This window comes from Lysinibacillus sp. NPDC096212 (assembly GCF_044763105.1).
GTDB lineage: Bacteria > Bacillota > Bacilli > Bacillales_A > Planococcaceae > Lysinibacillus.
The window spans coordinates 51,794-76,496 of record NZ_JBIWFQ010000031.1 but is presented as its reverse complement, the minus strand read 5'-3'; the positions used below and the strand labels follow the sequence as shown (position 1 = coordinate 76,496).

The window sequence follows — 24,703 nt, the reverse complement described above, 5'->3', positions numbered from 1 at the left end:
CAATATTTTCAATTAAACAACATCCGTCATAGAACAGGAAGAAAAGCCAAACTTCATTTCAACCTGGTGACGTTTATTTATAATGCCTGCAAGTTGGCAGTGGATCGTCTAAATGCTTTATTACAAGTACAAACTCAAGCAGCATAATTTTTAAAAACGTAAGTTTTCTTAATAGGAGCAGTCTAAGCTCTTGAAAAAAGTGATTTATGAAATTGATTCGAATATAAATAAATTAAATAGTAAGAAGACTTAACCTCTTTATTGGAATCTATAAAAGCAAAAGACATTCTATACTTTAATAACCCAAATGATGCCTCATTTTCTTCTTTCCATTTAGCGTTATTAAGAATTTTATTTACGATTGAAACTTGGTCTTTATCTAGGATTTCTATACGTTCTTTATAATTTCCTTTTTCATCGGCTATATCCAATATAATTTTTTGGGCATTATTAGAACATCTGGTACAAAAAAAGAGGAGTACTAAAGCAAAAGATACTATAGTTGTATTTTTTAACAAATAAAGCACCACCTATTCATAATTTTTAATGAATTTTATCACTTATGACTTTTATTCTCTATTTAGAGGGACCCCTTTAAATGTAACGTTTTTGGGATACTCTTTATATGTAATCTAATGATTTTATGTGTATGTGCTTACAATTACTTTGTTTTATGCTTATAATAGGAGGGTCAGATTTTATCTTCATTCAGGATTGATTTGATGAATAAGTAGCCTAGGGTGAGCGATTGCGATTGAAAAAATTATTATATTTAGCTTTTTTTCTTGTTTTTATAGTCATTTTTTTGTACGTAAACAATCACTGGCTGGTTGTAAGCAAGTATGAATTCGAGTCAGAAAAAGTGCCTGCCAGCTTTGATGGGCTACGCATTACGCAAATATCAGATTTACAAGATGCTCTCTTCGGCGAACATCAAGAGAAACTCATAGCAAAGGTGAAGACAACAAATCCTGACCTGATTTTTATTACAGGTGATTTAGTTGATAGTAATCGCTATGAATTGGAGCGAAGCTTACAGGCTGTTAGAGGATTAGTTAAATTAGCGGATGTCTATTATGTACTAGGAAACCATGAAGTAGCGACGAATAAAGTGAATGTAATTTATGAGGAGCTATCATCGTTAGGAGTACATATATTGTCCAATGAATCGACCGTCATTGAGCGCGACGGGGAGCGCTTGGCGATTGTTGGCATAGAAGATCCGTTATCGGGTAGAACAACGAAAGAAATGCTAAAGATAGCGACAAAAAATGTTCAACCGAATGTTCTAACGATTTTACTAGCACATCGACCAGAAGTGTTTAATACGTATGTGGAATTTGGAATTGATTTAGTATTTGCAGGACATGCACATGGCGGACAGGTTCGTATTCCTGGTATTGGCGGTCTTTACGCCCGAGGACAGGGAATATTTCCGAAATATACGGCTGGTCTTTATGAAGAAGGAACAACAACGATGGCCGTTAGTCGAGGATTAGGTAATAGTTCAGTACCTATGCGAATTTTTAATCCACCAGAAATTGTTGTCATGGAATTAAAGAAAAAATAAGCACTGCGTCATTGCTACGCAGTGCTTTCTATTTGTTTACGCTCTATACGCTTAACAAGATAGATACTTATTTCATATAAAATAATCATTGGAATTAAGATGAGTAGCTGACTAATAAAATCTGGTGGGGTAATCAAAGCAGAACCAACGCCCATCCCGATATAAGACCAGCCTCGTATTTTTTTCATGGATTCAGCCGTTAATATACCAATGGACGATAAAAAGAGGGCTACGATTGGTAATTCAAAGAGTAGTCCAAGTGGTACGGTTGTCATCACTAAAAAATGCATGTATTCATTTGCGGATACCATAACATCAAAATTAGTTGCTCCTACACTTACTAAAAATGAGTAGCTGAGTGGATTAACAATAAAATAACCGAAAGCTACGCCTGATAAAAAGAGTATAAGCATGACAGGTGCATAAAGACCGAGGAAGCGGCTTTCTTCTTCTTTTAAACCTGGCTTTACGAAGCTCCACAAAAAATGAACTAAAAATGGCATAGATAGCCCGAATGCTAGTGTTGTGGAAATCGTCATATAAAATTTGACAACCTCTAATGGCCCTAAAATAATTAGTGAATGTCCTCGTGTTACATAAGGAAACCAAATATTAATGGTAGAGAATACAATAATAAAAAATAAAATAAATACGAATAGCCCTTTAATAATTTGTTTACGCAGTTCAGTAAGATGTTCAAGTAATGATGCAATTGGGAAAAGTGGTTCATCAGCTACCACATCCTGTTCAATTGTCTCTACTGGAACTTCAACAAAAGCCTCCACAGGGGTGAGAGGCTCAGCTTCTTTCTTATCAAGTGGACTTAAATATTTTCTTTTTCCTTCTTCATATGGATCCATAGGACAACCTCCTACGAAACGTCAGATTTTTTTTCTTCTTTTTTCGCTGGATCATCCTCATCATCAATAAGCCCCTTCGTGGACTTTTTAAACTCTGCAAATGTTTTACCGACTGCGCCTCCGATTTCAGGCAATTTTTTCGGACCAAACACGATTAAAACAATGACTAAAATGATGATTAACCCAGGTAATCCAATTGCTCCAAGACCTCCCATAGTCTTGCCTCCTTTTAATAAAATGTTTATTATATCAATTGTGCCGCGGCATAATTGTTGCTGTCGCTTCGCTTTCGCACAGATAAAACCGTGTTGCTGTCGCTTCGCTTTCGCACAGATAAATTGCCACAGGACGTGGTGTTCTTAGACTGAGTTCTTCTATTTCAGCGGGTGTCCAAACACCCGCTAAAAGAAGTTATACTAAGGAACCGCCTGATTTGCTATATTTCACAACACCCTCTGCACAGCGGTAGGCTAGCGCCCCTAAAGTACCTGTTGGGTTATAGCCACTATTGTGTGAGAAGTTTCCGGCACTCACAGCAAAAAGATTTTCTACATTCCAATGCTGCATGTAGTTATTCACAACGCCATCCTCTGGCTTTAAGCTCATAACTGTTCCGCCTGTATTATGGGTTGTTTGATACGGTACAATATTGTAATCAGTGATTTCAGCGTTGGGGACAACAATTTTGGCGCCCATTTCTTTCATAATGTCAGCTGCACGTGCTGAAATATATTTATGAAGTGCACGATCCTGATCCGTAAAGTTGTACGTCAACTGCATTAGAGGTAAGCCGTAAGCATCCTTATAAGTAGAATCAAGAGACAAATAATTTTCTTTATGTGGCATCGAAGCACCTTGTGCACCAATCCCGAATGAGCGTGTATAGTAATGAATAGATTGCTTTTTAAATTCTGATCCCCATGTTGGCGTATCAGGAGGTGTTGGGTTCGAGCCGATAGGGCGTGCACCTGTTTGTGTTAGAGCTATATTTCCACCGTGAATAAAATCTAAGTCACTATGGTCGAAATTATCACCATTATAGTCATCTAAACTTACACCGAGTGAACCTGCACCCATAAAGGTGTTATACTGCTCATCGAAGAAACCTGCTGCACCAGGTAGTATTTGATAGCAATAGTTTCTTCCAAGTGTCCCTTTTCCAGTAGCCGGATCATATCGTTCTCCAATGTTAGAGACCATCAATAGTTTGGCATTATTAAAGACATAACTAGTAAGTACAACAGCGTTTGCTGGTTGAATAAATTCTTCACCAGATATCGTATCGATGTATCGGACACCAGTTACTTTATTGCCTTTCTTTAAGATTTCAACAACATTGGAATTATAGCGTAAGTCAAAATTACCTGTTTTTAATGCAGTAGGAACAACAGTAATCTCTGCAGATGATTTGGCGCCATATTCACAGCCGAAGCGCTCGCAGAAGCCGCAATATTGACAAGCATTTATCGTTTCACCGTCAGGATTCTTATAAACTTCTGATACGTTTGCAGAAGGTACCATGTAAGGTGATAATTTTAATTTTTTTGCAGCTGTTTCAAATTGCGTAAGCATTGGTGTCATTTTCATAGGCCCAGTCGGATAAGGATTTGAACGTTTTCCGCTAAATGGATTTTTATCATCTCCGGAAATACCTGCCGTTTTTTCAAATTTATCGAAATAGGGCTCAAGTTCATCGTATGTTAATCCCCAATCCTGTAATAAATATTCAGGTCCAAGTTTATTCGCACCATAACGTTTGTCTGTTAATGTTTTAATTTGAAAATCATATGGTAAAAAGCGATACGTCATACCGTTCCAATGTGTCCCAGAGCCACCAAGCCCTTCTCCAAGTAAAAAGGAACCAAGCTGACGCATAGGCAATGCTTTCATATTGCGATTATTACGGAAGCTTACTGTTTCCTTAGAAAGGTTTTGCATTATATCGTAACGAATTGCATAACGATACTCGTCGTGGATCGTCATATAATCTTCTGTGCCGCGCTTTTGTCCGCGCTCTAAACCAACGACCTTTAAGCCTGCCTTCGAGCATTCTGCAGCGACAATGCCGCCGGTCCAACCTACCCCGACTGTTACAACGTCTACACCAGGTAATGTTTTTGCCATTTTCTAACCCCCTATTAGTGGCTACCTAATGAATTAGGCTCAATTTTTTGGAATTTCGGTTCTTCGATTTGCGTAATATACGCCATTTGATGACCAGGGAAGCCTTTCATGCGCCAGCCATCCATATTACGGTTTCCACCATATATTGGGTCAGAATAAGCACCTTCTAATGTAGCTGCACGTAATAAAGTAAAGAAGAAAGCAGATGTGACGCCACTCATTTGTACGTCGCCTTTCTGGAAGGTAGTTAAAATTTCATCCATTTGCTTAGCATCTATATCATTGAAGCTCTTTTTATAGCGATTCTGTGCTTCCGACTCTAACCTTTGAACACCTTGCTTAAAAATTTCTGCACGCGTTAAACGACTCTGATAACCTTGTGTTGGAGCACCCTCACCGAATGGTCCATGCATATATTCTTTAGAATTACTGCCATATTGCCCTGCTAACTGATGGTCGATAAAGTAAGGTACATCTAAGCCTTTTGCCCCTGGACCTAAATCGTCCTCAGGGAAAATACGTTCAGTAGCATTTGCTAAAATATTAAAATCTCTTTGATTCATAAAAAACATTTTGGCTTTTGGCGAGCCAGTCTCTTCAGTAGCAGTTCCATGCTGACCATGCTCTAGCGTGGCAGTTCCTTTACCAGGCATGTTATAGCCTACAAGACCACCTATTAATCCACCGCCGACTAATGTACCTGCCGCGATCCCTGTTGTTTTTAAAAAATTACGACGTGAAATATCTTTTTCAGGACTCATAGAAATCCTCCCCTCAAAATGTATAGAAACTATTCTTTTTTTTATAATCAGCAAAAAAAGTAAATTATAATCAGGTATCTCTGGAAAAATTTTTAATTTAATCCAACTGTGGAATCGATTTGATGTAATTGAGATGGATTGTGGATAAGTTATGTGTTAATTGTGGGTAACGTGTGGATAAACGAAAGCTACTAAGAGATCGATTACTACAGCTGAGCAAATGTCTGTGGATAATCATCGATGGGGGAGACAGCGGCAATAGAATGTTCAGCAAGTGATGATGTGCATAAATGAATAAAGGAGCTTCCCAAGTAATGGGGAGCTCCTATCATCGAAAAGGTTAGTTATTTAAGTACTTCTTGCATGGCTTCAAATAGTTGCTCGGCAGAAATAATACGCTCGCCACCGCCTTGTACCATCTGATCACTGCCACCGCCTTTCCCGTTAACGAGTGGCAATGCTTTTGCAGCAATGTCCTTCATACTTTTCTCAACTTTTGCACCACGTGCTGCGACAAACTGAAGCTTGTCTTCATTTTCTGAAACGAGTAAAACGATCGCTTCTGTCTGCTCAGCGACAGTAGTTCTAGCTAATTTTTGAAGCTCTTGCATAGTACGCTTAGTAAAGGCTGCAGTAATAATACGTCCTTTACTAGAAACTAGCGCTTTTGCTTCATAATTTAGTAGCTCCTCTTTTGCTACCACGAGTGCTTTTTCTGTATTTTTCTGTGTTGTTAAGACTTTTGTAAGTGCTGTAGCTGCTTCCGCTTCAGGTACACTCAATTGTCTTGCAACGTCAGCTAATACTTTCTTTCGCATGGCAAGCTCCACTAAAACTCGATGACCACAGACAAAAGAGACACGAATATTGCCTTTCATTTTTTCAGTGCCAAGGATTTTTATCGCACATACTTGTCCTGTGGATGTTGGGTGGGTACCGCCACAACCGTTGTAATCAAAATCAGGAATAATAACAAGTCGAATATCTCCTGTGACGGCTACCTCTTTACGAAGGCTATAGTTCTCAAGTTCTTTTTCTGTAATCCATTGCGTTTCAATTGGAAGATTCTCTAGAATAATTTCATTGGCGCGGGCTTCTGCGGCCACAAGCTGTTCTTCCGTTAAGGCATCTACGGCAATATCAATTGTGACCTGCTCACTACCTAAATGGAAGCTAACAGTTGGTGCATCAAAAAGCTCAACAAAAGCCGCTGTTAAAATATGCTGACCTGCATGCTGCTGCATATGATCGAAGCGTCGTTGCCAATTCAATTTACCATGCACTTCTCCAGCTAAATTTGAAAAGTCGCCTTGAATATAATGACGAATTTCATCATTAATTTTCTCAACATCGATGACCTCGATATCATTTAAAGTACCTGTATCATGAGGTTGTCCGCCTCCTGTTGGATAAAATGCAGTATTTGATAGCACCACGTAGTTACGGCCATCTATATCGGTTCCTTTATTGACAACTGTTGCATTAAATTCACATAGCATAACGTCTTGATAATATAGTAGTTCTTTCAAGAATTAGCCTCCTCCTTTATGTAAAGTATCCTTAAGAGAATCACATCTCTCAATTATTTTATTTTCATTTTGGCATAATTACTTTCAAGTGTATACGAGTTTTCTAGTTGACCCATGCTGAATTTGATTTAATATATAAAAGAACAGGTTAACTAAAAGGAGATCATACAATGGAAATTACACAATTCTCAATGGAAGAAATTTTAGATCCAACAAACATTATTGAAGGTAAGCGTTATGAATTTATTTTAGATGTAGATATTGATGAAGAAGATGAGCTTTATCATGAAGCAGGAATTGAGCTTCGTGTACTAATTGCTGAAAAAGGTGAAGAGCCATTTATTTTAAATTACTTCATCCTAGAAAAAGCTAAAGGTGAGTATTTAGATTTTGCACTAGAGGATGAAGAGCTAGAAGAGATTTTAGCATTTTGCAAAGAGGAAATTGCAAAAGCATAGTATGCTCGTGTAAAAGCCTTTCCAACAAAAATTAATATTTTTTCCTTTGATAAAATTCCGCTTTTCTTTCCGTAGTCAGGCACGAGGTACATTGGTGTACTCTTGTTTGTCTCCTGGGAGTCTATGCGGAATTTTACTTTACATCAATAATAGCTAATTAAGAATTATTTAAGATTGGTGAAATATTCGTGTTGTGTTCAAGTGCTAAACTAAATTTAAGATTATTTTTAAGTTTATCACTAACGCGGCTCATCGGACACACCGCGCCTAGGAAAGCGCCCAGCCGGAACGGAAATCAACCCTATGGTGAAGAGCCGATTTTTAAACGAAGAGGTGTTCTATGTCAGTTTATACACATTCAATAATGGTAGCTTTTTTAATAACAATTTTCGCATCCTTTGTGCTATTTGTACCTTGGCTAATTTATACGTATCGGAAATATGGCTACTTATCTGTATCCAAAACGATTATTACGTTCTCATTTATTTTTTACTTCTTATCGGCTTTATGTTTAGTCTTATTGCCTTTCCCAGAAACACGAGATACTTGCTCTCTACAAGCTGCAGATACAGTCCATTATAATTTACATCCTTTTCAATTTGTCACTGATATTTTAAAGGATAGTGGGATTGTTCTGACGAATCCATCAACGTGGGTGTATATACCGAAGCAACCTGCTTTTTACCAGGCATTCTATAATTTCTTACTGCTCATGCCTTTTGGTGTATATTTGCGTTATTTTCTTAAAAAAAGAGAGTACTGGAAGCGTGCATTTTTATATAGCTTTTTGCTAACATTGTTTTATGAGGTAACCCAATTTACAGGAATTTATGGCATCTTTAATTGTGCGTATCGAATTTTTGATGTGGATGATTTAATGCTTAACAGTGTTGGTGCACTATTAGGATTCTTTTTAGCTCCTGTTGTGTGGGCGCTGTTTCCTTCGCATGAAGAGGTAGCGGCTAAGGCAGCAGAAATGGTCGAAAAAGATATCGTCAAGCCATTATCTATTTTGTTAGCACTAGCAATGGATTTGATTATCGCACAGTTCATTTTGTTCTTCGTGGGTGTCGTAACAGGTTATAGTGATATGTTCGAATTTTTAGTAAAAATTGCTTTGTATATGTTGCTATTTGGTGTTGTTCCAAGCTTTACAAATGGGGCAACATTAGGGATGAAATTTATGCGTTTTACAATGGTCAGTGAAAACGGCAAAAGTATCATAAGTCAATCTTGGCGCCGTTGTGTTGCTATTCTCGTAGTAGTATGTGTTTCGAAAATGATAACAACTTTTGGTCATATTCAATTAGATATGGATTCACCATTTTATGTACTGCAAATTGTCATTACATTGCTAGCCTTTATTGCGAATTTTGTTCTGACGATGGTTATTGCTATTCATGTAATACGTGTCATCGTAAGTGGGGGCAGACGCCGTTTATTTATGGACTATTATGCAGGCTTACTAGCAACGAGAAAAAAATAAGGGGGATTGTTGGATGAAATACGTAATTATCGGAGGAGATGCTGCCGGAATGTCAGCAGCAATGGAAATTTATCGAAATGTACCAGGAGCAGAGATTACATCTGTAGAACGTGGATTTATTTATTCATATGGGCAGTGTGGCTTGCCCTATGTTGTAGATGGGCGTATTTCATCGACAAAGCGTCTTATAGCAAGAGATGTAGAAACGTTTCGTGATAAGTACGGTATTGATGCTCGTGTTGGTCATGAGGTTAACGGAATTGATGTAGACAAGAAGCTTGTTTTTGGAACACAGTCGTCTGGGGAATCATTTGAAATTCCTTATGATAAGCTACTGATTGCAACAGGCGCGGATCCTATTATGCCAGTGGAAAAGGGCTCAGATTTAACTGGGATACACACGGTGAAAACAATACCTCAGCTAGATGATTTACTAGCCGATTTAACGCCAGATATAGAAAATGTAACAATTATAGGTGCAGGCTATATTGGACTAGAGATGGCTGAGACGATTCATGCTTGCGGCAAAAAAGTGAGATTAATTCAACGAGGTAGCTATGTAGCTAGGATTCTAGATGAAGAACTTGCACAACATGTTCATGAGGAAGCGAAAAAGAATGATATCGAACTTGTGCTAAATACAAAAGTAGAGGCGTTTGAGGGGAATCACCGTGTTGAGCGTGTGATGACGGACAATGGCACATATGATACGGATTTAGTCATTATGGCTGTGGGAATTAAACCGAATACACAATTTTTAGAGGGAACAGGCATAGCACTAGCTAAAAATGGTGCAGTCATCGTCAATCGACATTTAGAGACATCTGTTGAAAATATTTATGCTGCGGGCGATTGTGCAACGCATTTTAATATTGTGAAAGAACGTTTAGATTATATACCTCTTGGAACGACAGCTAATAAGCAAGGTCGTTTAGCGGGACTCAATATGTCGGGCAAGTTTGCGCCGTTTCGTGGGATTGTAGGTACTTCGATCTTAAAGTTTTTCAATTTAACGATTGCCACGACTGGTATTAATGAGCGCAATGCTAAAGAGCTAGGTTTTGAATATGAGGCATTTAAATTGTCTGCGCGTCATATTGCAGGATATTATCCAGGTGCTCAACGGATGTTTATTAAAATTGTTGTTCGTAAACGAGATCAAAAACTTTTAGGGGCACAAATTGTTGGACCAGCAGGTGTGGATAAACGGATCGATGTGTTTGCGACCGCCTTATACAATAAAATGACATTACCAGATTTACTAGATTTAGATTTAGCCTACGCGCCTCCATTCAATGGTGTTTGGGATCCTCTGCAGCAGATTGCCAGAAAAAATGCGCGATTATAACATAGGGGGTAATTAGAAATGAACATTTACGACATTCAAGTTGCTCTAGAAGATGGTGCTGAATATAGCTTAGATCGTTATAAGGGTAAGGCAATGTTAATTGTTAATACGGCTTCCAAATGTGGTTTTACACCGCAGTTTGAAGAATTAGAGGGTCTATATAAAAAATATCAGGATGAAGGCCTTGTTATTCTTGGCTTCCCATCAAATCAGTTTAAGCAAGAAGTTGCGACCGCTGAGGAAGCGGCATCACAATGTCGTTTGACATATGGGGTGACGTTCCCGATGCATGAAATAGTAAAGGTCAATGGTAAAGAGGCACACCCTATTTTTGAGCATTTGACATCCCATTCAAAAGGCTTTCTCGGCAACAGTATAAAGTGGAATTTCACAAAATTCCTTGTGAGTCGTAATGGTGAAGTCGTTGGACGCTATGGATCAGCTGATAAACCAAGTAGCTTTGAGGATGATATTAAAAAAGTATTAGCATAAAAAAGATAGAGGAAGGATTCACGCACAAGTTTGTGTGTGAATCCTTTTTTTGCTCTTTGAAAGGTGGAGATGTCGATAAAATTCAGAAGTTGGGGGATAAAACATGAAAGTTAGTAGATAAAATTCAAAAGTTGGTAGATAAAACGTGAAAGTTGGTAGATAAAATTCAAAAGTTGGGTGATAAATCCCAAAAGTGTTCCGGTAAGACTCAAAAGTTGGATGACATTTTGTTAAAACGTATGTCATGTGGATCAGTTGATTGGAGTAGAGAAAAGTAAGAGGATTCACGCACAAGTTTGTGTGTGAATCCTTTTTTTGCTCTTTGAAAGGTGGAGATGTCGATAAAATTCAGAAGTTGGGGGATAAAACATGAAAGTTAGTAGATAAAATTCAAAAGTTGGTAGATAAAACGTGAAAGTTGGTAGATAAAATTCAAAAGTTGGGTGATAAATCCCAAAAGTGTTCCGGTAAGACTCAAAAGTTGGATGACATTTTGTTAAAACGTATGTCATGTGAATCAGTTGATTGGAGTAGAGAAAAGTAAGAGGATTCACGCACAAGTTTGTGTGTGAATCCTTTTTTTGCTCTTTGAAAGGTGGAGATGTCGATAAAATTCAGAAGTTGGGGGATAAAACATGAAAGTTAGTAGATAAAATTCAAAAGTTGGTAGATAAAACATGAAAGTTAGTAGATAAAATTCAAAAGTTGGGTGATAAATCCCAAAAGTATTCCGATAAGACTCAAAAGTTGGATGGCATTTTGTTAAAACGTATGTCATGTGGATAGGTTGATTTAAGGTTGTTGTAAGCTTGCGACAATTTTGTTGTAAGTTTGGGGTCGTATACTAAAGTCAGAAAGAAGAGGTGAGCGTTTATGACGCCATTATTAAAGGTACAAAATGTAGAAAAAACTTACGGCAAAGGCGCAAATACATTTACAGCGCTATCGAATATATCATTTGAAGTAGAAAAAGGAGAGTTTGTTGGTGTAATGGGGCCTTCAGGGGCTGGAAAATCGACGCTACTAAATGTGTTAGCGACAATTGATACACCGACGACTGGTGAAATCATTATTGGTGATACAAACTTAGCGCGCATGAAGGATGCAGAGTTAGCAGATTTTCGTCGCGACAATCTAGGTTTTATCTTCCAAGACTATAACTTACTCGATTCTCTAACAGTTCGTGAAAATATCGTACTGCCACTTGCGATTGCAAAAGTGCCAACAAAAGCAATTAACGCAAAGGTAGAACGCATAGCTACACTGTTTGGGATAAAAGAGTTACTCGATAAATACCCATACCAAATTTCTGGTGGACAAAAACAACGTACAGCATCATCACGTGCATTAGTTACAGAGCCGAAATTAATTTTTGCGGATGAGCCGACTGGTGCTCTTGATTCAAAATCAGCAACAGACTTACTTGAAAGTTTAAGTGATTTGAATAATTCTCAAGCGTCCACTATTATGATGGTTACGCATGATGCATTTGCAGCAAGCTTTTGCCAGCGCATTCTATTCATTCAGGATGGACAGCTTTCTAAGGAAATTCATCGTGGTACTCAAACGAGAAAGCAATTCTTCCAAGAGATTTTACAGGTGCTTGCTGGCATCGGAGGTGGAGTAAATGACGTTATTTAGTTTAGCGCGTAAAAATATTCAGCGTAATTTGTCGAACTACTTTTTATATATCGCTTCGATGGTTTTTAGTATCGTCATCTACTTTACGTTTGTAACATTAAAATATAATGATGATATTTTAGCCTCACAACAATTTTCACAGCAAATTAAAGGCTTGATGAGTGGATCATCTGTTGTGTTGTTATTCTTTATCGTCATCTTCATTGCGTATTCCAATTCGTTTTTTATGAAAAAACGAAAAAAGGAAGTAGCACTTTACTCGCTATTAGGTGTACGTAAGCAGAAAATCGGCTTAATGCTCTTTTTTGAGAATTTAGTGATCGGTTTTGTCTCTTTAGTACTAGGGATTGTTCTTGGATTCTTTATGTCACAAGGGTTATTAATGATTTTAGTACGTTTAATGGGCTTTGAGGTTGTAGGAAGTTTAACATTTTCCCCTGAGGCTCTAGTAAATACAACATGGATTTTTGCACTACTATTTTTATTCACATCTTTACAAGGCTATCGTGTCATCTATCAATTTAAATTGATTGACCTGTTCCATGCTGAGAAGCAAGGAGAGAAAATTCCACGTGCATCATTCATAGCAGCTATACTTGGGACAGCGTTACTTGCATTTGGTTATTATACAGCGTCTGAAGATATCTTTACGAGTAACATTTGGAGATTCTTCACAGTTCTGGGTACTCCACTTATGGTTATAGGTGTGACAATTGCAGGGACATATTTATTATTCCATAGTGTTAGCGTATTTGTGTTAACCGCGTTGAAAAAAGCAACTTCTTGGTCATGGAAAGGCTTGAATTTAATTGGTGTATCACAATTATTGTACCGTATTCGAGCAAATGCTAAATCTCTTTCAATCATCGCTATTTTAAGTGCGACAACGATCACAGCAGGTGGCGGCGTTTTCGGAATGTACTACAATGCGGAAGCCAGTGTACGTCAAGCGCTACCTAATACATTTATGTGGAAGGGCGATACGATAAAATTCTCTCAAGAAGACGTCTTATACAACGAATCGCTTTCTGTAAAAAATTTACGCGTGGATAATGAATTTTCGTTTTTTGAATATACATTATTAAAGGAATCTGACTATAATCGTCTAGCAAAATTGCAGGGGAAAGATGAACAACTGCACATTGCAAATGGTTCAACAGTTTTACTTGATGCAAGCTTCGATGAACGTTTTTCACATGATTTTACGGGTGAAGAATTTAAATTGGAGAACGGGGAATCATTCCATGTTGATAAAATGTATACAGAGAGTGTATTAAACTATGTTGGAGCTGGTACAGTCCTCGTTGTAAATGATAAAGTGTTCGCTGCAACAAATGCAGAAGGTGTTAAAATACAGGTAGTTGGTATGGATAATGACTTGAAGCAACAGGCTATTTCAAAGGAAATTTACAATCAACTATCTACTGAACAGCAAAAAGGGTTTTCAAGTGTTCCGCAAAGTTATGAGGCAGGTTTAGCTACTGTAGGATCACTATTATTTGTTGGAAGCTTTTTAGGATTAGTATTTTTAGCAGCGACAGGAAGTATTATTTACTTCAAAGTTTTAACCGAGGCAGAGGAAGATCAACCTAAATATGCAATTTTAAATAAAATCGGTGTTAACAAAAAACAAATATTAAAAACAGTCGCAGGGCAGGTTGCCGTTATTTTTAGTGCACCACTCGTTGTCGGCATCGTCCATAGTGCATTTGCGCTACTAGCCTTTTCACAGCTATTTAGTATGGATATAACTAAACCAGTAATACTGTGGATGATTGCGTATTCAGCAATTTACGGCATATATTATATCTTTACAGTTCGTTCATTCTATAAAATTATTAGACAGGGGAATTAATATGAAAAAGGTTTTCTTAGGTATAGGAGCATTGTTCTTATTGTTCGTAGCAGGACTTGTTGTTCTGATGACCGTTGATTTTAACCGTTTAAATAAAGAAGCATACTATGTTCATATCACTACTGATGGTGAAGTAAAGGAATATAAGTTAGATAGTGGAGAAATTATGAAATCGTATTGGTACGAGATACCTGCTTATGACGAAAACGGTAAAGAGCAAACATTAAAGTTTTCAGCTCAGAAAAATTTACGACACGATGCTTACATGAAGCTTTATGTAAAAAAAGAAACGGAAGTTACTTCATATGATGAAGTGAAATTCGACGAGCTACCTGCAAAAGTACAGGAGCTAATGAAGAAATAACAAGAAGGAGTAGTCCCTAGTATCGGGCTACTCCTTTTTTTCTTCTTGTAATTGAATGCTGACAGTTGTCCCTTGTTGTTCTTCAGAGGTAATATTTACAGTTCCTCCGTGCGCTTCAATAATATCTCTAGCAATAGCAGTACCTAACCCAGTACCATGTGTTTGCTCAGTATTTGTACCTCGATAATAGCGCTCAAAAATATGTTCAAGATCTTCTGCGGCAATGCCGTTACCGTTATCAGAAATCGTAATAGAACGATCATCAACAAGAACATTGACTGCAACATCAGAAGGATTATGGAGCAATGCATTGTGTAAAAAATTCATCACCGCTCGTCGCATAAAGTGCTCGTCAATGTGATGCTTGATGACTTCTTTAGTTGCATTAAATTCAATATTAGCCTGCTCATATTGTGGAGTATTAAGTGTATCAATAACGATTTCGCGAATAAATTGCACCATATTTACCTCGGTTAAGCTTAGGGGAAGCTGCTGATGTCTTAATCGCATAGTTAAATTTAAATCATCCAATAAATCTTGCATATGCAATGATTGTTTTTCGATAATCTGAGCATATTCCGTTTGTTCATAAGGAGTTGATTTTCCATCATTCAGTAGCTCCGCATAACCACGAATTGAGGCAAGAGGTGTTTTCATATCGTGTGACACATTACTGATCCATTCCTCGCGCATCATCTCTAATCTTTTACGTTCCTGCTCATGTGCAGCAAGCTCTCTCGATACTTCATTTAAATTTTCAAAAACTGGTTTGTAAACACCACCAGGCATTTTACTAGGCATATGCTCACGATTCTTTAAATGACGAATACGTTCAATCATTGCATGTAGAGGTTTGGTCAACGTACGACCGAAAAGCCATCCAACTAGTGTAGCTACTAATAGGTCGGCAATAACAATGAATAATCCAAACTTGCCAATAAACTGTAATACTGATGAGCCAGAAAAATGCATGACTAATCTTGTAATACCACTACCCTTAATACCAATAAGATAACTAACATCATCTTTACTGCCTACATACACCGTAGTGTCACCATCAAACTCTTTATATTTATATACTTGAATTAAATCGATGGGTGCATAATGGGATTGAGCCTCATCTGGTGCAAAATGAGATTCAAGGACCTGACCATTAACATCAAGTAATTGAATCCAAGCATTTCGCTGATGTAAGTGTTGCAGCCCCTCTTCATTTACTGAAGGCGTACCATTATTAATTTCAATATACTTCTGGAAGTCCCGGACAAAGCTTTCCTCTGTAGTTGCCTGTACACCATCATAATCATTTGATAGTCGATAAGTGAGAAGCCCGACTAGAATGGCCGTATTGACGAAAATGACAATAATAACAATAGACAGCACAGACAGAAGGAATCTAGCTGTTAATTTCCATTTCATGCTTGCTCCTCTTTTGGAACGACAAATTTATAGCCAAGCCCTTTTACAGTTGTAATATACATAGGTTTTGATGCATCATTTTCAACCTTTTCACGCAGACGTCGAATATGCACCATAACAGTGTTGTCTGAGCCGAAAAAGTCCTCTCCCCATACACGTTCAAACAGAGTTTCCTTACTTAAAATTCGATTAGGATTGTTCATAAAGCAAGCCATCAAGCCGATTTCCTTCGCCGTTAGCTCTAATAAAATGCCGTCTTTATGTACTTCCGTTTCATCCCCATTAAGCAAGAATGGACCAACTTGAATCGATTTCGCGGAAGTTACTGGCGCTGCTTCCTGCGTTTGATAACCAGCTCTGCGAAGCTGTGCTTTCACACGATAGGCGACCTCTTTAGGACTAAAAGGTTTCGTAATATAATCGTCCCCTCCGATCGCAAGTCCTAAAATTTTATCAATTTCCTCATTTTTCGCTGACATGAAAAGCACCGGCACATGCGACACTTCTCGAATACGTCGACATAAATCGTAGCCCTCGCCATCAGGAAGCATCACATCAAGAAGTACAATATCGGGTTGTGTCTGTTGAAAGCTCGTCCAAGCTTCTTGAATGGAGCCAGCTGTATGAATTTGCTTATAACCTTCTTTTTGTAGGCTGACTTTTAGAAGGTTTGCTAAATCTGCCTCATCATCCACCACTAGAATAGTTGGTTCTTGCATTGTTCACACGTCCTTTCTTTTTTATTATTGTAAATCGTCATTAGAATTTTAAGAATAGTGTATAGCTAATAAGTTTAGCAGTAGCGCGATAAACAATTCCTTATAACCCTAAAAAGATTCTTCAATATAACGTGGAGTTGATTACCGTTCCAACTGAGCACTTGGATCAAAAAGATGTTGGTCACGAAGGCGTTATCACAGGACGTAATCTTCTTAGCCTTCGTTCCTCTACTTGCTCGCTCCAGGATCTCATTTGTGACACTGGTCGCCAAGTCTTCACTCCAATCAACTCATATAGATGGTACATGTTTTAACAAATTTCATCCCTGATTTTTTGTGATGAGTCCTAAAGAAGTTTGATCTAACTAATCAGAATAGAGTCGTGGGTGATAAATTTCCTTAAGAAGTGGCCATCTTAGCTTGGGATCTTCAAACAGATTGAAGTTCCTTATGTGACTCATTATAAATGAAACTTGCTTGAAAGAGGAGATTGAAACATTACTGAAGGTTTTTTAAGGAATCATCATTCTTCACAGAAATAGTTGAGAGTTTTAGTGACTGAGTTTCGATATAGTTAGTGAAGAAGCTTTTTCAAATAAACATAAAGGGGGCGAAATGGTGAGATGCACATCTAAAAACTTCATAAGCCGTTTACAAAACCAAAAAGAAGATGCGCTTGAGTATGTAATTGAACATTATTCTGGCTTCGTACATGCGATAGCATATAAGATTCTTTCCGGTATTAATAAAGATTCTATTGATGACTGTGTTAATGATGTATTCCTAGCCATTTGGCAAAATGCAAAGCAATTTAAGGGCGAATCAGAGGATTTCAAAAAATGGATAGGGATGCTGACAAAATATAAAGCCATAGATTTATTCCGTAAGCTTGAAAAACAACAGCAAAGAGAAAAAAGAGACGAGGAGCTCTTGCAAAAGCCTGATATAAAAGATATACAGCAGGAGCTTTTGAAAAAGGAGCAACGAAACGATTTACTAATGGCTATTAGTCATTTGGAAAATATTGATCGAGATATTTTTATGATGAAGTATTATTTGCAATTAACGAATCCTGAGATAGCAGAAGCGCTACATTTATCAAAAGCAGCCGTAGAAAACCGACTTTATCGAGGGAAGAAGAAGCTAGCATCAACAATACAGTTGAAGGAGGCATTTATATGACTAAAAGTTATAAAGAGTGGCTGGACCTGGATGTGGATCAAATTGAACCAATCGAATTATCTGCACAACGAAAAATGAACCTTAAACAAACGGTTTTAAAGAAGCAAGCAACAAGAAAGCGTATGCCAAAATGGGTGCGTCATATAGCAGCGGCAGCAATAATTGGCATCAGCATGGTAACTACCGTAAGTATTGCTTTTCCAACATTTGCTTCACAAATTCCGTTTATGAAAAACATCGCTAGCTATTTTGATAATAAAAATACTATGCTTGAGAATTTTGATAGTTATGCAACGGAAATTGGACAGGTTCATTCTAGTAATGGCTTATCTATGATGATAGAAAATGCTGTGTATGACGGTACATCACTGACAATTTCTTTTGCACTTGAAACAGATAAAGATTTAGGAGATTCTCCGTTTATAGAAGGAGATTTCATGGATATCAAAGGAGCTGTGGGTGGTGGAGGAAGTAGTCGACTTGAAAAGATAAGTGATAATAAATATGTAGGATTAGCAAATACAACACCTTATTTTGATAAAGAGGCACCAGATGAATTAGAAGTAACATGGAAACCAGAAGCTTTTCTAAACGTGAATAACGATACAAAAGTGGAAGGGGATTGGGCATTTAATTTTAAGGTTTCTAAGTTAGCAGGTGAGCTACAGCTAGTCAATGAAACTGTTTCAAACTATGATGTCACAGCTCGATTTACGGCCCTTGAAAAAAATGATATGTCTACTGTTATTAATTTTGATTATGAAGCAAACCCAGAAGTTATAAAAAAGTGGCCGGAAGTTACAGTTCAATTTGATGAACTACGAGATAATTTAGGCAATACGTATGTGGTAAATGGAAATGGTGCTTCAAGTCGCGACGGTGGTATTTCTTATAAATCAAGTGCTACTGTCCAGGCTATCAATCCAACTGCTACATCCATTACATTTGTTCCTGTTATTTATTTCTCCTTGGGCTCAGGAAAAGGCTCGGAATTAAAAGAGATGGATCCTGTGACAATCCCATTAAATTAACAGTACCCGTTGAAAACGTATGAAGATTGACCATGTGAAATTCGCACTAAGATATTAAATATCCACAAAATATAATAAAGATAGACGAAAGGGTTTTTGTGCCATCAAAAAGCACAAAGACCCTTTATTATTGTAAATTATCATTAAAATTTTAAATACATTTGTACGAGTCTGAGCTTTTTTATGTTAAATGGTTGAAAATGCTTAAAATAAACGGCATAATTTTCCATGTGCTCAATAACCATTCTATTGGACTAAAATCATGCATTTAGTTATATAAAAAATACAATGAGAAAGACGGATTTCAATTTTTCCATACATACGATTAATGACATTTTCCTCGAAATGGCAGGAACTATCAAACTTGATGTCGAAATTAAGTTTTACAATCGACAAATCACTACAAAAATTTATATAAAGCATTAACAAAAATCCGTATACATAAAATAAAAAACAGGAGCGTGACGAAAGAAATGACAAGCGAATTGCAAATGCTAGAAAAAGAAGGAATACAAAGCGAAGATCTTGTACAGCAGGCGCAAGCCGTCGAAACATTATTCGTAAATGAGTTCATAGATGGTATTTTAGATCCACAACAGAAAATGCTTGGACCTGTCAAAGACGGTGGCACAATTATTGCTAATACGACGCCAGGCTGCTGGGGCCCGATGCTAACACCAACGATTCGTGGTGGGCATGAAGTAACAAAGCCTGTATTTGTAGAAGGGGCAGAGGTAGGAGACGCCATTGTTATTAAGATTAAATCAATCCAGGTAACATCAATAGCAACAGCATCTGGGCATGATGAGGCAATTTTGGATCGATTTATTGGGGACCCGTTCGTATCAGTAAAGTGTCCAGGCTGTGGTAAGCTTCATCCTAGTACAGTTGTCAAAGGGATAGGTCGGCAGGCCATTCGCTGTTCGACATGTGATACAGAAACATCACCTTTTAACATGACGAATGGTTATACTATGGCGTTAGATCATAAAGGTAATATTGGTGTGACTGTTGGGCGAGAAGGGGCTCGCCGTATTGCACTTGATGCTAAAAATTATATGCGTACACCTGAAAATTCTGTGCAAAATCCTGCGGTTGCATTAGCACCAAGTGATTTGATTGGTGTTATGGCAAGAATGCGACCTTTTTTAGGGCAGCTTGGAACGACACCTTCAAAGGCGATGCCAGACTCCCATAATGCTGGTGATTTTGGTTCGTTTTTAATCGGTGCGCCACATGAATATGCATTTACGCAGACTGAATTAGATACACATCGTACAGATGGCCATATGGATATAAGCCGTGTTCGTGAGGGGGCAACAATTATTTGTCCAGTAAAGGTTCCGGGCGGTGGTGTGTATATTGGTGATATGCACGCAATGCAAGGGGACGGAGAAATTGCAGGACATACAACGGATGTTGCTGGTATTGTTCAACTTCAGGTAAGTGTGTTAAAAAAAGTAGCTTTGGATGGCCCTGTTTTATTGCCAAATACAGAGGATTTACCTTATACGGCTAAACCTTTTACAAAGGAAGAAAAACGTCGTGCACGTGAGCTTGCTGAGGAATTCGGCGTGAAACAAGTGGAGGAAGTATTCCCTGTATCAATTGTTGGCTCCGGAACATCATTAAATGAAGCAACAACTAATGCTATAAGTCGTGCTGCAAGGCTTTTTGAGATGAGCGAGCCGGAGGTTATGAATCGAGCGACGATTACAGGCTCGATTGAAATCGGCCGTCATCCAGGAGTTGTAACAGCAACCTTCCAAGTACCTAAAACAGCACTGAAAAAAGCACGAATTTATAAGCCAGTGAAAAAACAATATGATTAAATGTAAGCCCAAAAGTCCGAAAAGAAAGCAAACTAGAAAATTTCATAGTTTGCTTTTTTGTGTTATAGGTGAAAAAACTATTTTTGCATCTGCCGCTACGCTTTCGATGCAGAAAAAAATCCGTCAATTTTGACGGATTTTTTTTGTAACTATTTTGTTGGTCGCTCGTCTACTGTTGTGAGAATGCTTTTTCTCGATTGTATTGGTGAATGATGTATAGCTTTTTTAGTTGTGCGTACTATGGCGCTAGCTTTGGGTTGGCGTAGGCAATGAGCTATTTGTGACAATACGTATGGGCTACCAACTTATGAGTGATTGTCCAAAGGGCTCATTTGCTGCTCTCCTTTTAAACAGCAAATTTAATCTTTCCCATCTTGAGGTATTTGACCTTTAGATGGCTTTTTTTATGCGTTGTAGTTAAAGTTTTCGATTTTACGCGAATATTTTTGTTGTCATTTCTTTTATCCATATCACGATTTCTTTAGCATATGTTGGATAAGATTTGTTATATTGAAGAAAGAGTGATTAAACTTTTAGGCAAGTATTTTACATGATAGGGGAAGATCTTTGTTGGTTGAATTTGATGGGGGGCTCCAGTAGCATGCTGTTGGATTGTGATGAGCGGTTATTCATGACATATAAACAAAGTGGTGAAAAGGGTGCTGAAAAGTTACTTTCAAAATGGTTAGAAGCAGAGATTGATTCACCAGTAGACCCGAAAATTCTAGGTACTGCACTTTCACCGAGTTTATTTTTAGTGAATGAGGAAACAGCGATGAATATTGCGTTTTCAACTGCACGAAAATATTGGGGTCGTGTAACGACAGATATGCAAACTTTTTTTAATAACCATGGTTTGGATACTAAATTTGTTAATGAACGTCTCAATGCCTTTTTTTATACGCAAAAAGGCAAGGAGACCTTTTTTGAGCAGCTTTTTGCACAGCATACAATGGACTTAGAGCGATTAATCTGGCTAATTTTCGGGAAACGAATGCAAATTACAATGCCAGTTAACGAACTACAAACTATATTTTTATATAAATTTGAAAATGAATATTTTGTGCATATGATTTATAAAGAAGAAGCCCAATTTTGGCATTGGCTTTTCATAAAAAAAGTTTATTCACTATTTATCCACAAACCATTAGAACAATTCACATTTATCCATGAAATGATGGGGCATATTGAGCAATCTACAAGAAAAACTTGTGTACATGTGGATAACTTTGTGAATAATTATAGAGAAACTCTTGATAAGTGTATAACTTATGTGGATAACCGTAATTCTACTTGCTTGGCTAAAAAACAGTTACATCTTTATCAAATTGTAACGTACTATCGTTTATCGCAAGGGGATTATCGTTGTGTTAAAGCGCTAATTACTTCCTTTGAAGCGGATTGGCGTTATTCAATGTATGCACTGACAGAGAAAGAAAAAGTTCTCATTGCCTATCTTCTGTTTCATATAGCACATCAGGAGCAGAATCCTGAAACTGTTATTCACTACGGAGAGTATTTATTAGAAGATGAACGACTTAATAATTACGCGATAGAGATTTTGTTGGAGTATAAGGACTTATTGCCGAATCGTAAGCCAACACCTCCGGCCATTATTAAAAATTATGAACTTAATTTTTTAGAAAACTTGTATGCAGTATTGCTTGATCATTATGTAAAAATGGGGCGTTATCAAGAAGGGCTCCTGCTTTTAAAGGAACATGTACTAGCATCCAATAAAAAAATACATGCCTCTTTAGTACAGGGGAACTATAGTAATGAGCAATTTATTGCGATTGAGGCATCAGTTCAGCAGGATATTGCTCTCCATGTGAATAACTCATTACAGCATATTGGCTTGTCTGTGGAAGAATGGCGCCGACATTATCGTCAGCTAGAAACGCCTTGCTATTTGGTAGCACAGAGCGCATCCTTGCATATGCTCAATATTTTAAAAGTTTTATTTGTGACGGAACAGTATGAGCTGTTTGAAAAATTAATGGAAATTTATAAAAAATATTTACTTATTGATGACCATTTTGAAAAGCTACGAGTCTTTATAAGTGCATATGTTTAACTTACTCCAGCGGGTGTACAAACATCCGTACCTGTCGCTACGCTTTCGGCACAAAAAACATCCGCTAAAATAGAGGAACTCAGTCTAAGAACGCCACGTCCTGTGGCAATTTATCTGTGCGAAAGCAGTAGCAACATGGTTTTATCTGTGCGAAAGCGAAGCGACAGCAACATGGTTTTATCTGTGCGAAAGCGAAGCGACAGCAACACGGTTTTATCTGTGCGAAAGCGAAGCGACAGCAACAACAACAACAGCACACGACTGAGTGACCAACATCTTGCCGAGGCATAATTGATTAGAAATAAAAAAAGTGTCTAAGTGTTTTTTTTATAACATTAGACACCTTTTTTATTTCGTGTAGTTGGCCTACGATATTATTCTAAAACCCCTTTGTCCTTTAAGTCAGCAATTTGCTCGACACTATAGCCAAGTGAAGACAACACTTCTTCATTATGTTCTCCAAGCTTGGCACCGACATGCTTGTACTGAGGCTTAACACCATCAAACTTAAAAGCAGATGCAATTTGTTTTTGCGTAGTACCGTCGCTTTTGGGAATATCAACAATCATATCACGAGCCCTAAGCTGAGGATGCTCGCATGCTTCTGGGAAAGTTAATACTGGTTCGACACATCCCTCGAAATCCTCGTTAAATACTTCAAGCCATTCTTCGTAAGTCTTCGATAAAAATGCATCATGGACAGCTTCTTTAAAACGAATTTGTGTGTAGTATGAATCATTAAAAGTATTATCAATGAGCTCAGGAATATCAAGCGCTTCACAGAGTAATCTGCGGAATTGAGGCTCAAGACTTCCTACCGAGAAAAATCGGCCGTCCTTTGTTTTGTAAAAGTCATAGTAGCTACCACCATTTAAAATTTCTTGCTCAGGCTGAGGTACACGACCACCGCCAATATAGGCAGATCCATACATAGCATTGAGTGAAAATACAGCATCGGTCATGCTTATATCAATATATTGTCCTTCACCTGTTTTTTCACGATGTAAAGCAGCAGCGAGTACTCCGATTGCTGAATGCATCGTGCCCCCAGCCATATCAGCAAGCTGAATACCCATTGAGACAGGTTTTTTATCTTTATGACGTGAATAATCAAGTATGCCTGCTAATGATAAATAGTTATTGTCATGTCCCGGCCGATTGCTATATGGTCCAGTTTGTCCATAGCCTGTAATAGCACAATAAATAACCTTAGGATTTACTTCTTTTAGAGCTTCATAGCCGATGCCAAGTCGTTGCATGACACCAGGCCGAAATCCTTCGATAATTATGTCGTACTCTTTCACGAGTGACTTAACAATTTCTATAGCTTCAGGCGATTTTAAATTTAATGTTAATGACTTTTTAGAACGATTCAAATGTTGATGAATATACGCCTCATGATCATCGTCGTAAGGAGGCATAATACGTGTTAAATCTACGCGCTTTGATGATTCAACGTGAATAACTTCGGCACCAAGATCAGCAAATATCATTGTCGCCATTGGTCCCGGTAGTAATGCAGAAAAATCGAGAATTTTTAACCCCTTTAAAATACCCAAATCTCCCAACCCCTTTTTGTGTAGGCTACATTGTATTCAAGAATGCATTGTAGCGCTTTTCTCATAATCCCCATTTTGTGAAAAGCATGTATCACCTCTGTATTAATACAGGGTGGTTATAAATTATCAGTATTATAACAGAAGAATTGATGGCTTGACTATGTTAAATTTTATTATAAAATATTTAGTTGAAAAATCATATGTCAGAATAACAATAAAAGTAAAAAAATTCAGAATGTATGTACATCTCCATAATAAGGGGGCGTTTTCGTTCCGATTGGTCCAAACCAATCAATTTATAAAATATACGTTTTAATAAATTTCACTCTCATTTTTTGGAATTGGAGAGAATGGAAATTCTTTATCAAATTTCAGACTGCGATAAAGTTAAAAAAA

At 37.6% G+C, this 24,703-nt stretch carries 21 protein-coding genes and 1 pseudogene; 13 read left to right on the top strand and 9 right to left on the bottom strand.

Features of this window, described 5'->3' with window-relative positions; genetic code table 11:
* A pseudogene (locus ACIQ7T_RS23360) lies at positions 1-147 on the top strand (IS5/IS1182 family transposase); the annotation flags it as partial.
* A gap of 35 nt (positions 148-182) precedes the next feature.
* Here ACIQ7T_RS23360 and ACIQ7T_RS23355 read toward each other — a convergent pair.
* On the bottom strand, positions 183-518 hold the full coding sequence (locus tag ACIQ7T_RS23355) for a hypothetical protein (protein ID WP_402873949.1): 336 nt from the start codon (positions 516-518) through the stop codon (positions 183-185).
* 236 nt (positions 519-754) lie between these two features.
* Between ACIQ7T_RS23355 and ACIQ7T_RS23350 the strand changes: the two genes are divergently transcribed.
* A complete protein-coding gene (locus tag ACIQ7T_RS23350) occupies positions 755-1,570 on the top strand; it encodes a metallophosphoesterase (protein WP_402873947.1) in 816 nt (271 codons plus the stop codon).
* Between the two features lie 14 nt (positions 1,571-1,584).
* Here the strand turns inward: ACIQ7T_RS23350 and tatC are convergent, their stop codons facing one another.
* From tatC to ACIQ7T_RS23325, 5 genes are all read right to left on the bottom strand, one after another.
* Positions 1,585-2,430 carry a twin-arginine translocase subunit TatC gene (gene tatC / locus ACIQ7T_RS23345; RefSeq protein ID WP_370079602.1) on the bottom strand — a complete coding sequence of 282 codons (846 nt, stop codon included), beginning with the start codon at positions 2,428-2,430 and terminating at the stop codon, positions 1,585-1,587.
* 11 nt (positions 2,431-2,441) lie between these two features.
* Positions 2,442-2,645, bottom strand: coding sequence for a twin-arginine translocase TatA/TatE family subunit (gene tatA, locus ACIQ7T_RS23340; protein WP_370079604.1), 204 nt, complete (start codon positions 2,643-2,645; stop codon positions 2,442-2,444).
* A gap of 196 nt (positions 2,646-2,841) precedes the next feature.
* On the bottom strand, positions 2,842-4,554 hold the full coding sequence (locus ACIQ7T_RS23335; RefSeq protein WP_370079606.1) for a GMC family oxidoreductase: 1,713 nt from the start codon (positions 4,552-4,554) through the stop codon (positions 2,842-2,844).
* 14 nt (positions 4,555-4,568) lie between these two features.
* Positions 4,569-5,315: a gluconate 2-dehydrogenase subunit 3 family protein gene (locus ACIQ7T_RS23330; protein WP_370079608.1), complete on the bottom strand. Its 747-nt coding sequence runs from the start codon at positions 5,313-5,315 to the stop codon at positions 4,569-4,571.
* A gap of 344 nt (positions 5,316-5,659) precedes the next feature.
* Entirely contained in the window at positions 5,660-6,844 is a 1,185-nt protein-coding gene (locus tag ACIQ7T_RS23325; RefSeq protein ID WP_402873944.1) for an alanyl-tRNA editing protein, read from the bottom strand.
* 170 nt (positions 6,845-7,014) lie between these two features.
* Here ACIQ7T_RS23325 and ACIQ7T_RS23320 point away from each other — a divergent pair, with 170 nt between their 5' ends.
* The 7 genes from ACIQ7T_RS23320 (at position 7,015) to ACIQ7T_RS23290 (ending at position 14,488) form a co-directional block, all read left to right on the top strand.
* Entirely contained in the window at positions 7,015-7,302 is a 288-nt protein-coding gene (locus tag ACIQ7T_RS23320; RefSeq protein ID WP_370045435.1) for a DUF6509 family protein, read from the top strand.
* A 340-nt stretch (positions 7,303-7,642) separates the two neighbouring features.
* Complete coding sequence (locus ACIQ7T_RS23315) at positions 7,643-8,788, top strand: VanZ family protein (protein ID WP_402873941.1); 1,146 nt, start codon at positions 7,643-7,645, stop codon at positions 8,786-8,788.
* Between the two features lie 13 nt (positions 8,789-8,801).
* Positions 8,802-10,136 (top strand): FAD-dependent oxidoreductase, encoded by a 1,335-nt coding sequence (locus tag ACIQ7T_RS23310; protein WP_402873938.1) that lies wholly within the window; start codon positions 8,802-8,804, stop codon positions 10,134-10,136.
* An 18-nt stretch (positions 10,137-10,154) separates the two neighbouring features.
* Complete coding sequence (locus ACIQ7T_RS23305) at positions 10,155-10,628, top strand: glutathione peroxidase (RefSeq protein WP_402873935.1); 474 nt, start codon at positions 10,155-10,157, stop codon at positions 10,626-10,628.
* Between the two features lie 873 nt (positions 10,629-11,501).
* On the top strand, positions 11,502-12,269 hold the full coding sequence (locus ACIQ7T_RS23300; RefSeq protein WP_132363565.1) for an ABC transporter ATP-binding protein: 768 nt from the start codon (positions 11,502-11,504) through the stop codon (positions 12,267-12,269).
* Positions 12,256-14,124, top strand: coding sequence for an ABC transporter permease (locus ACIQ7T_RS23295; protein ID WP_402873932.1), 1,869 nt, complete (start codon positions 12,256-12,258; stop codon positions 14,122-14,124). Before ACIQ7T_RS23300 ends, ACIQ7T_RS23295 begins: the two co-directional genes overlap by 14 nt.
* Before the next feature lies 1 nt (position 14,125).
* Positions 14,126-14,488 carry a YxeA family protein gene (locus tag ACIQ7T_RS23290; RefSeq protein ID WP_370079620.1) on the top strand — a complete coding sequence of 121 codons (363 nt, stop codon included), beginning with the start codon at positions 14,126-14,128 and terminating at the stop codon, positions 14,486-14,488.
* Between the two features lie 27 nt (positions 14,489-14,515).
* Here the strand turns inward: ACIQ7T_RS23290 and ACIQ7T_RS23285 are convergent, their stop codons facing one another.
* Positions 14,516-15,907, bottom strand: a complete 1,392-nt coding sequence (locus tag ACIQ7T_RS23285; protein WP_402873929.1) for a sensor histidine kinase — start codon at positions 15,905-15,907, stop codon at positions 14,516-14,518.
* On the bottom strand, positions 15,904-16,626 hold the full coding sequence (locus ACIQ7T_RS23280; RefSeq protein WP_370079624.1) for a response regulator transcription factor: 723 nt from the start codon (positions 16,624-16,626) through the stop codon (positions 15,904-15,906). Before ACIQ7T_RS23280 ends, ACIQ7T_RS23285 begins: the two co-directional genes overlap by 4 nt.
* Positions 16,627-17,241: 615 nt before the next feature.
* Here ACIQ7T_RS23280 and ACIQ7T_RS23275 point away from each other — a divergent pair.
* The 4 genes from ACIQ7T_RS23275 to ACIQ7T_RS23260 all read left to right on the top strand — a co-directional run bounded on the left by ACIQ7T_RS23275 (position 17,242) and on the right by ACIQ7T_RS23260 (position 22,748).
* Positions 17,242-17,808 carry a sigma-70 family RNA polymerase sigma factor gene (locus ACIQ7T_RS23275; protein WP_402873927.1) on the top strand — a complete coding sequence of 189 codons (567 nt, stop codon included), beginning with the start codon at positions 17,242-17,244 and terminating at the stop codon, positions 17,806-17,808.
* Positions 17,805-18,839 carry a DUF4179 domain-containing protein gene (locus tag ACIQ7T_RS23270; RefSeq protein WP_370079628.1) on the top strand — a complete coding sequence of 345 codons (1,035 nt, stop codon included), beginning with the start codon at positions 17,805-17,807 and terminating at the stop codon, positions 18,837-18,839. Before ACIQ7T_RS23275 ends, ACIQ7T_RS23270 begins: the two co-directional genes overlap by 4 nt.
* Before the next feature lie 491 nt (positions 18,840-19,330).
* Entirely contained in the window at positions 19,331-20,671 is a 1,341-nt protein-coding gene (locus ACIQ7T_RS23265; RefSeq protein WP_370079695.1) for an acetamidase/formamidase family protein, read from the top strand.
* A gap of 601 nt (positions 20,672-21,272) precedes the next feature.
* On the top strand, positions 21,273-22,748 hold the full coding sequence (locus ACIQ7T_RS23260; protein WP_402873924.1) for a hypothetical protein: 1,476 nt from the start codon (positions 21,273-21,275) through the stop codon (positions 22,746-22,748).
* Positions 22,749-23,122: 374 nt separating this feature from the next.
* On the opposite strand, the gene ACIQ7T_RS23255 is transcribed toward ACIQ7T_RS23260, so the two are convergent.
* Positions 23,123-24,307 carry a CaiB/BaiF CoA transferase family protein gene (locus tag ACIQ7T_RS23255; protein ID WP_370079631.1) on the bottom strand — a complete coding sequence of 395 codons (1,185 nt, stop codon included), beginning with the start codon at positions 24,305-24,307 and terminating at the stop codon, positions 23,123-23,125.
* Between the last annotated feature and the right edge of the window lie 396 nt (positions 24,308-24,703).